Origin of the sequence: Oceaniferula marina, from assembly GCF_013391475.1 — a bacterium.
GTDB classification, from domain to species: Bacteria; Verrucomicrobiota; Verrucomicrobiia; order Verrucomicrobiales; family Akkermansiaceae; genus Oceaniferula; species Oceaniferula marina.
Map to the genome: position 1 here is coordinate 617,716 of NZ_JACBAZ010000002.1, position 14,518 is coordinate 632,233.

General features: G+C 53.6%; 13 protein-coding genes. 9 read left to right on the top strand and 4 right to left on the bottom strand.

Annotation, left to right across the window (positions count from 1 at the left end):
• Positions 1-9: 9 nt before the first annotated feature.
• Complete coding sequence (locus HW115_RS06950) at positions 10-732, bottom strand: pseudouridine synthase (protein ID WP_178931862.1); 723 nt, start codon at positions 730-732, stop codon at positions 10-12.
• An 86-nt stretch (positions 733-818) separates the two neighbouring features.
• Between HW115_RS06950 and HW115_RS06955 the strand changes: the two genes are divergently transcribed.
• Both HW115_RS06955 and HW115_RS06960 read left to right on the top strand, forming a co-directional pair.
• Positions 819-1,361, top strand: coding sequence for a hypothetical protein (locus tag HW115_RS06955; protein ID WP_178931863.1), 543 nt, complete (start codon positions 819-821; stop codon positions 1,359-1,361).
• A 23-nt stretch (positions 1,362-1,384) separates the two neighbouring features.
• Positions 1,385-1,723 (top strand): MGMT family protein, encoded by a 339-nt coding sequence (locus HW115_RS06960; protein ID WP_178931864.1) that lies wholly within the window; start codon positions 1,385-1,387, stop codon positions 1,721-1,723.
• A gap of 59 nt (positions 1,724-1,782) precedes the next feature.
• Here the strand turns inward: HW115_RS06960 and HW115_RS06965 are convergent, their stop codons facing one another.
• Both HW115_RS06965 and HW115_RS06970 read right to left on the bottom strand, forming a co-directional pair.
• Positions 1,783-2,961, bottom strand: a complete 1,179-nt coding sequence (locus tag HW115_RS06965; protein WP_178931865.1) for a helix-turn-helix domain-containing protein — start codon at positions 2,959-2,961, stop codon at positions 1,783-1,785.
• A gap of 65 nt (positions 2,962-3,026) precedes the next feature.
• Positions 3,027-3,164 carry an entericidin A/B family lipoprotein gene (locus HW115_RS06970; RefSeq protein ID WP_178931866.1) on the bottom strand — a complete coding sequence of 46 codons (138 nt, stop codon included), beginning with the start codon at positions 3,162-3,164 and terminating at the stop codon, positions 3,027-3,029.
• A 479-nt stretch (positions 3,165-3,643) separates the two neighbouring features.
• On the opposite strand from HW115_RS06970, the gene HW115_RS06975 reads away from it, so the two are divergent.
• From HW115_RS06975 to dnaE, 7 genes are all read left to right on the top strand, one after another.
• A complete protein-coding gene (locus HW115_RS06975; RefSeq protein WP_178931867.1) occupies positions 3,644-4,183 on the top strand; it encodes a C40 family peptidase in 540 nt (179 codons plus the stop codon).
• A 141-nt stretch (positions 4,184-4,324) separates the two neighbouring features.
• On the top strand, positions 4,325-5,701 hold the full coding sequence (miaB, locus tag HW115_RS06980) for a tRNA (N6-isopentenyl adenosine(37)-C2)-methylthiotransferase MiaB (protein ID WP_178931868.1): 1,377 nt from the start codon (positions 4,325-4,327) through the stop codon (positions 5,699-5,701).
• Between the two features lie 11 nt (positions 5,702-5,712).
• A complete protein-coding gene (locus HW115_RS06985; protein ID WP_178931869.1) occupies positions 5,713-6,789 on the top strand; it encodes a hypothetical protein in 1,077 nt (358 codons plus the stop codon).
• A gap of 57 nt (positions 6,790-6,846) precedes the next feature.
• The gene (locus tag HW115_RS06990) at positions 6,847-7,899 is read left to right on the top strand and encodes a hypothetical protein (RefSeq protein WP_178931870.1); all 1,053 of its coding nucleotides are present in this window, start codon (positions 6,847-6,849) and stop codon (positions 7,897-7,899) included.
• A 41-nt stretch (positions 7,900-7,940) separates the two neighbouring features.
• Positions 7,941-8,528, top strand: a complete 588-nt coding sequence (locus HW115_RS06995) for a hypothetical protein (RefSeq protein WP_178931871.1) — start codon at positions 7,941-7,943, stop codon at positions 8,526-8,528.
• A gap of 163 nt (positions 8,529-8,691) precedes the next feature.
• Entirely contained in the window at positions 8,692-9,837 is a 1,146-nt protein-coding gene (locus HW115_RS07000) for a formylglycine-generating enzyme family protein (RefSeq protein ID WP_178931872.1), read from the top strand.
• A gap of 171 nt (positions 9,838-10,008) precedes the next feature.
• Entirely contained in the window at positions 10,009-13,512 is a 3,504-nt protein-coding gene (gene dnaE, locus HW115_RS07005) for a DNA polymerase III subunit alpha (protein ID WP_178931873.1), read from the top strand.
• Between the two features lie 19 nt (positions 13,513-13,531).
• Here the strand turns inward: dnaE and HW115_RS07010 are convergent, their stop codons facing one another.
• The gene (locus HW115_RS07010) at positions 13,532-14,353 is read right to left on the bottom strand and encodes a PEP-CTERM sorting domain-containing protein (protein WP_178931874.1); all 822 of its coding nucleotides are present in this window, start codon (positions 14,351-14,353) and stop codon (positions 13,532-13,534) included.
• Positions 14,354-14,518 lie beyond the last annotated feature (165 nt).

Sequence of the window (14,518 nt, forward strand, 5' to 3'; positions counted from 1 at the left end):
CAATCGGCCCTACGAAGTTCTAACAATTAACCAGTCGGTTTCCTCTCGATGAAGTCGGCGTGACTCGCCGGGGTCGAGGGCGGGGTCGAGGTGGATCGGGCCGATGCTGGTGCGGTGGAGTGCGGTCACCCGGTTGCCGACGGCATGGAACATGCGCTTGATCTGGTGGTAGCGTCCTTCGTAGATGGTGAGTTCACATCGTGTCGGGCTGATGATCTGCAGGTCTGCCGGGCCGGTGGTTAGGTCTTCATAGGCAAAGTAGATTCCTTGTTCGAAACGTATTTTGGTTTCCTCGGTGATGGGTTCGGCCGTGTCAACCAGATAGGTTTTTCCGATACCTTGGTGGTGTTCGTCGGATGGGTTTGTTAGGTCTCGTGACCAACGACCGTCGTTGGTGAGGATGAGGAGTCCGGTGCTGGCGCGGTCGAGCCTTCCGGCAATATGTAATTGTTCCGGGTGGTCGCGGGGGTGAAGCAATTCCATGACGGTTGGGTGGACGGGATCGCTGGTGGCACTGAGAAATCCTGCTGGTTTGTGTAGCATCAGGTAGACCGCTTCCGTGCCAGCTTGCAGAGTTTTTCCGTCCAGCGTCACCTGTGAGAATGAGGTGATCTGGTGATCCGGATCGCGGGTGATGTGACCGTCGACGCTCACCCGGCAGGCAGACAGCAGTGGGCGGATGCCACGGCGGCCGTGTGGGGTGTTCTGGCTGAGAAAGCGGTCGAGGCGCATGCCGGCAGACTCTTCGCCGTGGGGCCATCCGTCAAGTGGGGACTTGGACGTTGACAGCAGGCCGTCCGATGAAGAAGATGCGGCTGATGAAACATCTATGGATATTCGGAATATGGGCAGCGGTGGCTGCATGTGCACCCAGTGGTGGAGGTAATCATGACGGGGGGACAAGCGAGACAGGAGGTAGTTGGAACAAGGTGGAGGCCTCTGCCAAATCCAGCGCCATGGGTGGGGAACTGGTTGCCAAGCAGGACGGGCGTGAGATTGTTGCTGTGATCAAGTGGCGGGCGTATGATGCGGCCAAGGATGCATCGGTAAGTAAATGGTATGGTGACATGGGGACGCCACCACCGGCATTTGTGGTGGATCGCTTGGTTTTGGCCATTGATGGCAAAGGGGTGTCGATCCCGGCATCAAAGTATCGTTATCTAGGGTCGAAGTGGATGAATCAATACAGTGCCAATCCCATGAGTTTTAATAAGCAGGGTGATAAAATGCGCTTACTGGTGGATGTTGGCGACGGAGGTGAAGGCTGGACGGCTGTGTATGTTTTTGATCCGGCTGCGGGTAAGCTTTTGTCTCACTCAGTGGACGATGGCCCGGCTGTGCACGATCAGATCCTTCCGTAAACATGGCATAGAAGCATAGGATCATGGCTGGTGATGCTGACAGGGTGACCGATTTCCAACGGAGAGTGTATGCGGCTTTGGAGAGGATTCCGCTGGGTAAGGTGACGACCTACCGGGAGTTGGCCCGGGAGTTGGGATGTGGCTCGGCTCAAGCGATTGGCCAGGCGTTGAAACGCAACCCTTACGCACCGGATGTTCCTTGCCACCGGGTGATTCGAACGGATCTGAGTATCGGTGGCTACTCCGGCCAGACCGAGGGGGCCAAAATCGAGAAAAAAATCCGTCTGCTTGGTGAGGAGGGGGTTCCCTTTGACGATTCCGGTCGACTGGTCGATCCGAGCTGCTTGTTTTTTTACGCTTGAGTCTCTGGACGGCCCTTTGACTCGAGTGTGAACCAGCTTCGGGGGCGTTGAGTTTGCTCTTAGCGTTTGTTCATCTTGCGGAAAGCCGCAGGTGTCATGCCGGCTTCGCGTTTGAAGAAAACAATAAAGGCCCGCCGGTCTTTGAATCCAATCAGTGGGGCCAGTTGGGTCATTGGCAGGTCAGTGGTGAGCAGCAGCTCACGAGCCCAGTCGGTGCGGACCTGACGGATTTCCTGCGCCGGGGAATGGCCGGTCAGGGCGATGAAGTATTTTTCAAAGGTGCTGCGAGAAATGTTGAGCTCATCAACGAGCATATCGACGGTGATCCCGTCTTTGGCCCGGTCACGGATGATGCTACGTGCGCGCAGGATTTCCATTTCCCCTTTGGACTGGCCGAGAGTGGACCCGCGGACACGGACGCCTCGCGGTGGAATTTTTTCATGTTTGGGCTCGGCGGCTTCGCCAGCCATGAGTCTTTCCAGTTTGGCGATACCACGGGCACCGATTTCCATGTCTCTCAGCATGACGCTTGATAGCGGAGGGTCACAGAGCTTGGCATCGACGCAATCGAAGCAGCCTAACACGCCGACGGTGCCTGGGATATCGATTCCTTTGCGGGTCAGGTAATCGACGATCAGGCGCCCGCGGAGATCGTGGCGGGTGTAGATGCCGAGGGTGGAATCATTCTTCAGGGTTTCTTCGATGGCTTTGTCGAGGTCCGGGCAAATTTCTCCCAGTTGACCGATGTCCTTGGTCGTCAGAGCGTCCGGCATCGTGGTGACGCTGAACTTGATATGGCGTTCTTCGCACATGGGGCCGAGATACTGGTCCATGCGTAGAGCCGGATCGATCCCCATGGTTTCAACAAAGAGGAGGTTTTTATAATTGAGGGTATCGAAGTGCTCGACGGCCGCTTTTGACGACAGGCGATAGTCCGTGCCCACCGACGGGTGGTGTCCATCGTCGGAGCCGATCAGGTTGACGACCGGGATATCGAGGTCCTTGAGCCAGAGCTCTTTCTTTTCGTCGTAACAGACAATCATCCCGTCCGGTTTCCAATCTTCGGAGAAGATATCTTCGTGGCGGGCCTCGAAGAGGGTAAAGTTACGGAAGGCACAGCGTTCCTGAACTCCCGGGTGTGAGAGCAGACCGTGGATCAGGCGGAACGGGCGCTCGTAGTCCTTTTCCAGAAGGATCGCGACATTTTTACGTGTTGTTTTGTTTTCTTCCGTATTCATGGCGCTGTTGTGGGCGGTTTGACTGTGGATGCAGTCTCCGGGAGATCATTCCCGGGGATGCTGGATTAGCGCGAAGCGCTGTTGGAAATGGCGTTGCCTGCCTTTTGAATATCTTGTCCGGCTCCGGCAATGGTGTTGCAGGATGAGAGGGCAAGGGCGGAAAGCCCGAGCAGGGCAAGGAGGATCGAGGTCGATTTTTTCATGGTACAAACAGTAAATATGGAGATGGAGCCGTAGGGTAATGCTGACGGATTCAGAAAGAGATGGCAGCATGGGGCGGGGCTTTTGTTTGTCTGGACCATGTGATCCAGGGACCCCTCAGCACATACTGACTCGTTTCGGTAATCAAATTAGGAATTGAAATCATAGCCTGCAAGCACAATTTTCGTATCGGGGTGAGCTGCAGACGAAGTGTGGGTGAATAGGGACGGTGTTTGGAGGGGGGGGCGCAAAATACGCTGAAACCATCGTTCATGCCTCCTCAGAGGTGTGTTTTTTTAGTCATGCTGTGAAAAATGTGCTGCTTTGTTTGATCAAGGATCGTCATATTTTTGTGCATGTGCTGCATCTCGCAGACCCTCAAGCCCGGGTGTGATGAGCCTGAGCCAGATGATGTTGCCGCCCTGAGAACGGTCAAAACTTTCGGATTGGCAATACTAGTGAATGAAAGTAGACTGTCAATATGTCTAAGTATTACAGGCTCATTGTGTTTTGTCTGATTGGCGTATTACTTAGTTGTGGCCTGACGAGTTCTTGTTCTTCGCAGTTGAAGGCGAAGGATAGGCATTTGGTGCATCGCTTTGAATACGGTAAAACGGCGTATATTGGACCGGATGGTTTGGCTCAGGCGCCACCGCATGCCCCGAAACAGGTGAAGTGGATGGTGGAGGCTGCCAACTCACTGGTGGGTAAACCCTACGTCTATGGTGGTGGGCACCGTCAGTTTCAGGATCATGGCTACGACTGTTCCGGGGCGGTGTCCTATGTTTTGCGTGCCGGTGGTAAACTGGAGAGACCCTTGGTCTCGCAGGGGTTTTTTGAGTATGGAAAAAAGGGGTATGGCGACTGGGTGACCATTTATGTTCGGGACGGTCATGTATTTATGACGATTGCCGGCTTGCGGTTTGACACCGGAGGCACTTGGAATTCGACCGGGCCGCGTTGGAAACCGGAGCGTCGCGGCTTAAAGGGGTATTACGTAAGGCACCCGAGGGGTTTGTAGCTGCACTCCGGCATCTGTCGGGACCGGGTTGGCTGTGTTTTATCTGGCTGTCGCCTTGACTCGTGGCATTGATTCGGCTACCTCCGCGCCCGCGGTTCGCACTTGGGTGGGCCGGGCTAAGCAATAGAACTTACGCGAGTTATGCCGAAGGTATTTATCAAAACATACGGATGTCAGATGAACGAACGTGATTCCGAGCAGGTTGCCCGGATGTTTGTTGAAGGAGGCTACACGGTCACCGATGAGGAGCGGGACGCAGATGCGATTCTGGTGAATACTTGTAGTGTCCGGGATCAGGCGGAGCAAAAGGCGCTCGGTAAGATGGGGATGATGGGGAAACACCGACAACGAAAGCCGCATGTGGTGTATGGATACATGGGTTGCATGGCCCAGAGCCGTGGCCCCGAATTATTTAAAAACATCCCTCACCTGGATGTGGTGGTGGGAACCCAGAAGTATCACAAGGTGTTCGAATATGTGGACGGCATCTTGAGCCGCCGGATGGAGCAACGTATGGATGACCCCTCGCTTTCACTTTCCGGTGAAAGTGTCTGTGATATTGATGAAGAGGCGGACAGCCAGAACACGATCCGTGACCATGTCAGTCAGGAGGATCAGAGCACGGCCTTTGTTTCGATTATGCAGGGCTGCAATATGCGTTGTTCCTTTTGTATTGTGCCAGACACCCGGGGCCGGGAGCGTGGCCGCCCGATTGCCGATATTGTTACCGAGTGTGAAGAATTGGTGGCCAAGGGGGTGAAGGAAATCACCTTGCTGGGCCAGATTGTGAATTTATATGGTCGGACCGAGTTTCCGAAGGTTGATGGTAAGTCTCCTTTTGTGCAGCTGCTTGAAGCAGTGCATGCAGTTGAGGGCTTGGAGAGGATTCGTTTTACCTCGCCGCACCCGATTGGCTATCGCAAGGATCTGGTGGAGGCCTTTACCTATTTACCGAAGCTTTGCAGCCATATTCATTTCCCAATGCAGAGCGGCAGCGACGATATTTTACGTCAGATGCGCCGTCCGTATAAAAATGCGAAGTTTATTGAGATCTGTGAGAACATGAAGGCGGCAAGGCCGGATCTTGCGATCACCACCGATATCATTGTCGGCTTCCCCGGGGAGACCGAAGAGGATTTCCAAAAGACCGTGGAAACGGTCAAACAGCTCGATTTCGACAATGCTTTTGTGTTCCGTTACTCGAAGCGGCGCAACACACCGGCTGCTGAAATGGAGGACCAAATCTCCGAGCAGGTGAAGGAAGAACGCAACCAGGAGTTGTTGAGAGTTTGTAATGAATTGGCGCTGCGTAAGAACAAAGCCCTGGTTGGGACACGCCAGCAGGTCCTTTGTCTGGGACCGTCGAAAACGAACAAAGAACGGTTGATGGGGCGGACCACTCAGAACAAGATTGTGATTTTCGAAGGCGACGCGAAACGTATGACCGGCGAGATTTTTGATGTGTTGATTGAGGAGACCACCGGGTTTTCGCTTTACGGCACAGCGGTCATGGATTGAAATCCGTGGTCATGAAAAGAGCATGCTTGTTGGCGCTTGGATTCTTCTGCACTTGGGCGTTTGCTGACGCTGCTCAACCCATGCTGAAGACCCGGACGTGGACGGGGACGAACGGGAAGGCTATCGATGCCTATTTCCAGGCTCAACGACCCGGCATGATTGAGCTGGGCCAGGTCTCCGGGGGCTATTATTGCTTGCCACTGCAGGCCCTGTCGCAAACGGATCAGCTATGGTTGCGCAATACGATGCAGTCGTATCTGGTATCGCAAAAGCAATGCCGTCAAGCGGTGTTCAAAAGGCGGTACCATGCCATGGGCTATGAAGACATACCGAAGGTTTTGCTGAAACCGGGGCAAATACTCGATCTCGCGGGTCGCTCTGAGGTGTTGGTTTACGCTCGCTCGGTTGTGGAGCCGGGGAGAATGAACCGGAGGAATTTGGTGAGCTTCCGTCCAGAGAAATTGCAGGCGCGATACAGTGCCTGTGTGGTGGATGCCTATGCATCGGTGATCGGTTGGTGGCATGTGGCCAATGTCGTGTCGTTGCCGGATTCCTTTGAGTATTACGAACAGAAAATGGAGTGGGTCTATAACCAACTGTATAAGACATTGCGGGTGGGGGATAACAGTGGGACGGGCGTCAGCCTGACGCCGGATTCCTTGCAGTTGTTTTTTCAGAAGGCTCTGAAGACCGACGCCGCATTCACCTATGATTTTTATTACGACTACCGACCCGAGCGTTTAGCTCGGCATGTAAAGGGGGCAAATGCTGCGGTTTTGCATCTGACGCTCTATCATGGCAAGGAAAAGCAAGGTGGCTATGCTGTTGTCGTCAAGTCCCTGGAGCGGGATGGGCGTATTGAGTTCAATGCCTGGGGGCGGTCGATTCAGGGTAAACTCGTGCCTACGATGGATCAATCCCATCAGCTGGAAGGCTTGGAGCAACGTTTGGTGAATTATGAATTGAAGGTGGATGACATGGGTTCTTTGCCTGAGTCTATTCGTGGACAAGGCGTGCGTTTGGTTTTGGATGCCGGGGAGTTTGATGGGCTTGCCGTCCTGGTGCCATACCTGAAAGCCGGGAGCTAGTTGATTACTGTTGGATTTTTCTTTACCAGATAGGTCGCTTTGAGTTCATTGGGATCTATGAAACGAACCTGTATGATTGCTTGTGCCGGCCTCTGGATCGGCCTTGTGTTTTCGTCGGTTGCTGGTCAGGGGCCACTGTATGATTCTCGGGTGTGGCATGGGAAAAATGGGAAACACTTTCGGGGGAAGTTTTTGCAGCGTGATGGGGAAGTGCTTCAGGTGGCCAGCACGGCGGGGAAGGTGTACAACATTCCGATCACGTCGCTCTCGGAGTCTGACCAAAAGTGGTTCAATGGGATGTGGCAGAAGCAACAAGTCGCGGAAAGTCAGATTGAGGGGGCTGTCAAAGCCGGAGATGTGGAGGTGGTCAATGCCAGTGCCTTTGCTGGTCTCCCGCCATTGGGTTTCAAGAAGGTGAGTGGGAAAATGACGGACCGGAAGAATATCCCGGTCATTGACCAGAGTGAGTATTACGATAAGGATTGGTCAAGCTATGGGAGTGCCCTGGTTCCTTTTATCATGTGGTGGCACGCCAGTGGTGTCATGGAGGTTCCGAGCCGGAGGGATGACAACGAGCGTAGGATTAAGAATCTCTACAAGGACCTCAATAAAACAGAATGGGGGGATAACCGTTGGAGCAGGCAAAATGCACAGGATTTACAGACATATTTGAAAGAAGAGTTGAAGGCGAAAGTCGCTTTCCGTCTGATCCAGACACCGGTCAAATCCCCTGAGCATATCGCCAAATATACTCAGCATGGAAGTGCGGTGATTATGCCGTTAACCGCATCGGAAAACGGCCGGGGCGGTTATAGCTGGAATGTGCCCGTTAAGCATTGTGATGCGCAGGGGAATATCGAATTTTCAAAGTATGGTCTTAAGCTGGAAGGCAAAATGACCTTGCTCCCGCCGGACCCGAAGGCAAAGGGGAATGGGAAGCCCGTGTCACAATACCGTATAGAGATTAAGAACCCTGCTGAGCACCCGGATTGGTTCAAAGATCGGGAGTATGTCTACACGGTGTCGACGCTTTCTTCCCTCGTGGTCCTTGTTCCCTACCTGCCTGATGTGGAGCCGGAAGACGCGCCGGATGGGAGTAAGGAAAAATAAGCCTTTCCAGACGGAGATTTCTTCCTACTATCCGCCGCGCAATGCACGTGTACGAACAGATCCCCCTGAATGTGGTTGGCTATGTGTTGGCTGCCTGGTTGATCAGTCTCCATGTTTGGATGCTGCGTAAGCCTGAGGAAAGTAAGGAGTTTTTTCGTAAGTTACCTCGGAACCGTGAACTGGGGCCGTGGCTGATGGGGATCGGGATGGCGTGGTTCTGGCTCCTGATTGCGCCGAGCAACCTCGGCATTCTGAGTAAGCTCGAAATGGACCTTGGTGAGTTCAACCGGGCGAAGAACATTCTGCGTATTTTGGTTCCGATCGCTGCGGCTGGCATGATCATGCACGTGAAGGAGTTTTTGACTGTGCGGGCGATTGGCCTTCTGGCTCTGATGGCGGCGGCCCCCTTGTTGTATTCGGCCTACCTCGAACCTCCGGTGAGCCGATTGTTGGTGCCGATTTTCGCTTATGCGATGATATTCAAGGGATTGTTCTGGGTGGGAATGCCATACACCATGCGTGATGCCATCACCTGGGCGACGAAAAGTGACCAACGGTACCGTGTGCTGACATTTGGTGGTTTGGGATACGGCGTGCTGGTACTGATTTGTGCCGTGCTTTGGTGGTAAGGTTCTGGATGTTTGAGCATCGCTTATCCGGAGTGTAAGCTCGGGCATAGTGGTGATTTTCTGAAAGATGGGGTGAATACAGCTGGTATTCACGGAGCAACTCAACAAGAGTGCTTTCAGGTCCGCAGATTGGACCTCAAGAAACCCAAACACACTGACATCCATGGAACATTCAATCTCCGCGTATGCTCGCCCACTTTCGTGCATGGCTTCCATTGCCGTGCTTTCCCTGATTCCTGCTGTTGCCAATGCGGCCGGCGACAAAAGTACCAAGGCACTGACGGACGCCGAACGTCTCGAAGTCAGCAAAAAAGTGTATGAGCTGATTGCCAAAACCGAGGCCGAATCGAAACCCGAACTCAAGGCCTACACCGCAGTGGTTCCCAAGGCCAAAAAAGCCGAGCTCGAAATGCTGCCGGTGCAAGGCGGGGAGTTTACTCTGGGTTCTCCGTCATCGGAAAAAGGGCGCAAGTCGGCCGAGGGACCTCAGGTGAAGGTGAAGATCGAGCCGTTCTGGATGTCCAAGGTCGAAATTCCATGGAAGCTTTACACGCCGTTTTATCAGAATGGCAAAGCCCGGAACTCTGATGGTTCTCTGATTTCTCCCAAGAAGAAGGATGATCTGGCGACCATCGTGTGCCAGCCGACGCCCCAGTATCACGACATGTTCCTCAACAACAGCTTTGTCAACGATCCAGATCATCCGGCGATGGACATGACTCAGCACGCTGCGAGTAAATTCTGTCAATGGCTCAGTGCCCAGACCGGTCATTACTATCGACTGCCGACCGAGGCAGAGTGGGAGTATGCCTGCCGTGCTGGCACCACAACGACTTGGTCCTTCGGGGATGATGAGTCCCAGCTTGGTGACTACGCCTGGTTTGAAGGAAACTCGAACTTCACCTATCAGGCGGTGGGTCAGAAAAAGCCAAACCCCTGGGGGTTCCATGATATGCACGGCAATGTTTCCGAGTGGGTGCTCGACCAGTATAGCTCGAAGTTTTACAAGTCGATCAAAGCGGACGAAGTAGGTCCCTGGAACAAACCCAAGACCCGCTACCCGCGTGTTGTCCGTGGTGGTAGCTGGGACAGCCCGGCTGCTGGAACCCGCAGTGCGGCCCGTGACAAGTCCAGTAAGAAGTGGAAAACTCTCGACCCCCAGGTGCCGAAAAGCGTCTGGTATCACACCGGAGCCCAGCATGTTGGCTTCCGTATTGTTCGTCCTGTCAAAACTCCGAGCGCCGAGGAGATGCATCAGGCTTGGAACTCGGATTGGTGGTCCACAGAGCGCAACACCGAGGATTTGTAATCGGTGGACATAGCGTTCCGGCAAGGGCCGGACACGTAGCCTTTTTCAACAACCCTGTGAGTGGCCGCTGCTGCTCACAGGGTTTTGTTTTATCGGATGTTGGATTTTTTTCGACCGAGGGACCCTAGATGATTGCCAAGTCCATATCCCTCTTTAGAATGCCGCCGCCCTATGTCCGATTCCTTTGTTCATCTTCACGTCCATACTGAGTATTCCACCCTTGATTCCTCGGTCCGCATCAAGGATTTGTGTGCCAAGGCGGCGGAAATGGGGATGAGTTCGGTGGCGATGACCGACCACGGAAACCTGTATGGTGCGGTTGAATTTTACCAAGGGGCGCATGGCGCTGGCATCAAGCCGATCCTCGGATGTGAGATTTATTTGGCTCCCGGCTCGTTGCACCACAAAAAGGAAGTGCCGGGTCGGAACAACTCAAGCCACTTGACGCTGCTGGCCAAAAATACGACCGGCTGGGAGAATCTGGTTAAATTGATTTCCGTTGGCCACTTGGAAGGTCCGTATTTGGGTGAACCCCGGGTGGACCGTGAGCAGTTGGCGAAACATGCCGAGGGACTGATTTGCCTGAGCGGTTGTGTCAACGGCGCGGTCAACGAGTGGCTGTTGGCTGGTAAGGACGATGAAGCACGGGCGGAGGCCCTGGCACTGAGAGATATGTTTGGGCAGGAGGATTTTTACCTCGAACTCAATGACCACTCGCTTGAGCAGAACCAGATGTTGAACGCCAAGCTGAAACGTCTCTCGGAAGAACTCGGTATCAAAATGGTCGCCACCAATGATGTGCACTTCCTCAACAAGGAGGATGCCGAAGCTCACGATGTCTTGATCTGCATTGGCGAAGGCCGGCTGCTGCTCGATGAAAACCGGAAGCGTTATCCGGAGGACCATTACTTCAAATCTCCGGAGCAAATGCGTGCGTTGTTCGCGGACTTCCCCGGAGCCTGTGATGCCACGCTTGAAATCGCAGAAAAATGCCACGTTGAACTCGTACTCGATCCGACAAGTTCGGAAAAATACCCTCAGTTCGACTCGCCGGACGGCAGCCCGCGTGAAGAGTATTTTCGTAAGGTGTGTTTCGACGGAATGGCGATGCGCTACCCCGATGAAACCCTGAAAGCTCTGGCCGATCACCAAAAGGTCAGTGTGGAGGAAATGCAGAAGGTCCTCGACGACCGACTCGATTATGAAATCGGCACGATTAACCAACTTGGCTTTGCTTCTTATTTCTTGATTACTGCCGATTTCATCCAGTGGGGACGTGATCACGACATCCCGGTGGGGCCGGGTCGTGGTTCGGCTGCCGGATCGCTGGTGGCCTATACCATGGGGATCACGGATATCTGCCCGATGCGTTTCGGACTCTTGTTCGAACGATTCCTCAACCCGGAGCGGGTGAGCCCGCCCGATGTGGATATCGATTTCTGCCAGAGTCGACGGCCCGAGGTGATTGAATATGTGCGCCAGAAATACGGTGAGCGCAGCGTGTCCCACATTATTACTTACGGAACACTCGGAGCCAAGAGCGTGATCCGTGACGTGGCCCGTGTCATGGGGATTGGCTTTGGCGAAGCCAGTGAGCTGGCAAAAATGATTGAAACCAAGCCGGGCGTCAAACTGCAGTCCGAGTTCGATGAAAAGGAGGAACTCCGGCAGACGATTGAAAACAGCAGCACTTGGCAGGAACTCTGGGATTATGCCCTGAAACTGGAAGGCTTGAACCGCAATACCGGGGTGCATGCCGCCGGTGTGGTGATTGGGGACCGGCCTCTCGACCAGCACTGTGCGTTGACACGGGGTAATGAGGGGGAAGTGGTTACCCAGGCCGATATGAACTCGATCACCGAGTTGGGTTTGCTGAAAATGGACTTCCTCGGGTTGAAGAACATGACGGTGATCCAGGATGCGGTGAACCACATTCGGAAGCATACACCGGATTTTGATATCAACACGGTGGCACTCGATGATAAACCGACACTTGAGTTGCTCAACCGTGGCGAGACCATGGGTGTGTTCCAGTTGGAATCCGGTGGCATGGTTGAAACTTGCCGGAAATACGGGATTGAAAAAATCGAAGATATTATCGATTTGTTAGCTCTCTATCGCCCGGGTGCGATGCAGTACATCGATCAGATGATCGAGGTGAAGGAAGGAAAACCTGCCGAGTATGAGCATCCGTTGTTGGAGCAAATCTGTGGTGACACCTACGGTGTGATGATCTATCAGGAGCAGGTGCAGAATGCGGCAAAAATGCTGGCGGGATACACGCTCGGCGGCGCTGATATTTTGCGTCGTGCGATGGGTAAGAAAAAACCTTCCGAGATGGATAAGCAGCGGAAGATTTTTGTTGCCGGAGCCAAGGAGACCAATGACATCGAGGCCCCGCTGGCGAATAAGATTTTCGATAAAATTGCCGGCTTTGCCGGATACGGATTCAATAAGTCACACTCAGCCTGCTATGGTCACATTTCTTACTGGACCGCGTATTTGAAAGCCAACTTCCCGGTGGAATTCATGTGCGGCGTGCTTTCGAATGAACTGAAGGATACCGATAAGATGGGTGTCTTTATCAACGAATGCCATCGGATGGATGTCGAGGTCTTGCCACCGGATTTGAATCGATCCCAAGTCCGTTTTGCGCCTGAAGCATTGCCGTCTGGTAAGATGGCGATTCGTTACGGATTGGCTGCGATTAAAAACGTCGGGGAGGCGGCCATGACGTCCGCCGTGGCAGACCGGGAGGAAAAGGGGGAGTTTGAGACCCTCGATGACTTTTCCAATCGACTCGACTCGAAGAGTGTGAACAAACGCATTCTCGAGAACCTTGTCAAAGCCGGAGCCCTCGACTGGACGGGTGAAACCCGGGCTGGCATGTTCGGTCGGATCGAGTTGGTGGTGGCCTCGGCCAGTTCTGCCCAGCGGGATCGTGCTCAGGGTCAGGTCTCATTGTTCGACACCATGGACTTTGCTTCGGCTGCCCCCGTCAGTGATTCCGGCAGCCAGTCATCCGAGATTCCGGAGTGGAGCAAGGATGAGCGCTTGAAAACCGAGAAAGAGCTGTTGGGATATTACACCAGTGGTCACCCGCTGGACAAATTCCGTGGAGTCATTGATTCCGATCGATTCAAACGACTGGGTCTTTTGGATGATCTGGATATCAGTGACAAGCGCAACCGCTATTCCTTTGCCGGCATGATTCGCCACGTCGAACATAAGGTGACGCGCAATGGCAAACCCTTTGGAGTGCTCTACATCGAGGACTTTACCGGAGTGAGTGAAGCGGTGTGCTGGGGGGAAAGTTATTCCCCGGCGAAAGAAGCGGATTTACTCAATCCGGGAACAGCTATCCAATTCAAGGCCAACGTTTCGGTGGATGAACGCACCGAAACCCGGAGGCTGACCGCCTCCCAAATCAAGGGACTCAAGGTGAAGGCTCCCAGTAAAAGTGGCCCCTTACAGATCGGACTGTGGACCGCGCGGCATGGGGAAAAGGACCTCATTGCAATTAGGACGATTCTCGCCCAGCATCCGGGGAAGTCACCGGTGGAGCTGCATATGCAAAGTGGCACCGGCAAACGTGCGACCATCCTCTGCGGTGACCACCTCCAAGTAAAAAAGTGCGAGTCCCTTAACCAGGCACTCGCACCATGGATGGATTGATATGTGATGCAGGTTCGCTTTACGCCTTCCGCCGACGGAACATCAGGAGGATGCCAAGTGCGCTTAGCATAGCCGTCCCAGGTTCAGGTAGAGGGTTGGGCCCGGGGTCATCCGGTAGCAAGCCTCGTTCTGGTGAAAGGTGAAGCTCAATACCGTTGTCAGTCATATATTGCACGATCTGGGCGTTATCAACTGCATCCACAGCAAACTGAAATTCGAATGCCATCGGGGTGGTTCGAGCTAGGCTCAAGGCTTCGGTGCTGATCCCGTTTTCCAGCAGGTAGTTCGAAGAGTCTTTGTATCCGACAATGTTGAATAGATCGTCAGCGTCGCCTGCGAGATCGGCTTCAAAGACACCATCACCGGACGAGTCTACGATGACCAGTTTTTCACTGCCTGTGGCTCCTCCAAAGTCGAGTTTTAAGTCGCCGGGCTTGTGGTGGGTTTCATGGTGGGTTCGGTAGGAGTCAACGTCGGTTGCTGTGAGTCCAACAGTTGGATCGGTATTGGCAACCGGGTAGTTGTCTTTGTTGACGTTGCTTTGCCAAATCATGTTCTTGGCATACAGGGGGGCTTCAACGTAGAGAAAGAAGAATTCTTCTCCTGGTTTTCCTCCCTCTAGCTCGGCGATGCCATAACGGATGGTTGTTGTATGGCTTTGACTGTCGAAGTCGCCATAGATGCTCTCGTCCGCTTTGTGGCCATTGTACCAAGTGACCGTTTCCGTATTGGTGTAGCCGCTTTCGCCGCTATAGATTCCGTCGAGATCGACGCTCAAGGCAATTCCGTAGGATGTTGCCATACTGGTAAGCATGACCGAAGCCGCTACGGCGTACTTCATGGGGGTGTTGGGGGGCATTGGGGGTGTCCTTTCTAGTTGGGGGTTAAACCAGAGGACCTCAGCTGTATCTTTTTATGTCTGTTGTTCCGTTTTAAGTAAGTATTATTTGATCGCTGATACAGGGGGGGGTCATCCAGCATTCGAATGTATCATCATGTATTTCAT

Coding starts and splice junctions, on each gene's coding strand:
- HW115_RS06990 (WP_178931870.1), top strand. CDS start 6,847: ATGAAACGAACCTGTATGATTGCTTGTGCCGGCCTCTGGATCGGCCTT.
- miaB (WP_178931868.1), top strand. CDS start 4,325: ATGCCGAAGGTATTTATCAAAACATACGGATGTCAGATGAACGAACGT.
- HW115_RS07010 (WP_178931874.1), bottom strand. CDS start 14,353: ATGAAGTACGCCGTAGCGGCTTCGGTCATGCTTACCAGTATGGCAACA.
- HW115_RS06960 (WP_178931864.1), top strand. CDS start 1,385: ATGGCTGGTGATGCTGACAGGGTGACCGATTTCCAACGGAGAGTGTAT.
- dnaE (WP_178931873.1), top strand. CDS start 10,009: ATGTCCGATTCCTTTGTTCATCTTCACGTCCATACTGAGTATTCCACC.
- HW115_RS06970 (WP_178931866.1), bottom strand. CDS start 3,164: ATGAAAAAATCGACCTCGATCCTCCTTGCCCTGCTCGGGCTTTCCGCC.
- HW115_RS06965 (WP_178931865.1), bottom strand. CDS start 2,961: ATGAATACGGAAGAAAACAAAACAACACGTAAAAATGTCGCGATCCTT.
- HW115_RS06975 (WP_178931867.1), top strand. CDS start 3,644: ATGTCTAAGTATTACAGGCTCATTGTGTTTTGTCTGATTGGCGTATTA.
- HW115_RS06995 (WP_178931871.1), top strand. CDS start 7,941: ATGCACGTGTACGAACAGATCCCCCTGAATGTGGTTGGCTATGTGTTG.
- HW115_RS06955 (WP_178931863.1), top strand. CDS start 819: ATGAAACATCTATGGATATTCGGAATATGGGCAGCGGTGGCTGCATGT.
- HW115_RS07000 (WP_178931872.1), top strand. CDS start 8,692: ATGGAACATTCAATCTCCGCGTATGCTCGCCCACTTTCGTGCATGGCT.
- HW115_RS06985 (WP_178931869.1), top strand. CDS start 5,713: ATGAAAAGAGCATGCTTGTTGGCGCTTGGATTCTTCTGCACTTGGGCG.
- HW115_RS06950 (WP_178931862.1), bottom strand. CDS start 732: ATGCGCCTCGACCGCTTTCTCAGCCAGAACACCCCACACGGCCGCCGT.